This window comes from Psychrobacter sp. A3 (assembly GCF_028823565.1).
GTDB classification, from domain to species: Bacteria; Pseudomonadota; Gammaproteobacteria; order Pseudomonadales; family Moraxellaceae; genus Psychrobacter; species Psychrobacter celer.
In genome coordinates, this window is sequence record NZ_JAPEHS010000184.1 from 1 (window position 1) to 600 (window position 600).

Annotated in this window: 2 tRNA genes and 1 rRNA gene; all 3 read left to right on the forward strand. The window is 44.0% G+C overall.

From position 1 onward, the window contains the following. Positions 1-24: 24 nt before the first annotated feature. Positions 25-101, forward strand: a tRNA-Ile gene (locus NK638_RS12400). A gap of 8 nt (positions 102-109) precedes the next feature. Next, positions 110-185: transfer RNA gene (locus tag NK638_RS12405), tRNA-Ala, on the forward strand. A 326-nt stretch (positions 186-511) separates the two neighbouring features. Continuing rightward, a 23S ribosomal RNA gene (locus NK638_RS12410) occupies positions 512-600 on the forward strand; the annotation flags it as partial.

A 600-nucleotide genomic window follows, 5' to 3' on the forward strand; every position in this document is an offset into this window, starting at 1 on the left:
AAGCTTACGTTTTAGGACGTACTAGGGTCTGTAGCTCAGCTGGTTAGAGCACCGTGTTGATAACGCGGGGGTCGGTGGTTCAAGTCCACCTAGACCCACCATTATACATGGGGCCATAGCTCAGTTGGTAGAGCGCCTGCCTTGCACGCAGGAGGTCAACGGTTCGACTCCGTTTGGCTCCACCACTACAACCTTGGTAGCTTAGAGTGCAATAAATACAATAAGTATTAAATAGAAACAAGTGATTTATCTTTGAATAAAGACACGATTACTTCTTTCTGTTTTATACGGAAATCTATGACTCGACGAGAGCATAGAGACTATTTAAAAACATAGATATGAGTCTGGGTTAGCAATAACATTTCACGTGTTATTGTTGACCTGAAGACTAGCCTTTTAACGACATTGTTTGTTATCCCAAGGGCTAGTCTTCAAAGTAAAGAGAACTGAATCAAGCGTAAACATAGGTGATATCGTTATAATTGCTGACAAAGACCCTTTGGGGTTGTATGGTCAAGTAATTAAGCGCACATGGTGGATGCCTTGGCAGTCAGAGGCGATGAAAGACGTGACAGCCTGCGATAAGCTTCGGGGAGGCGG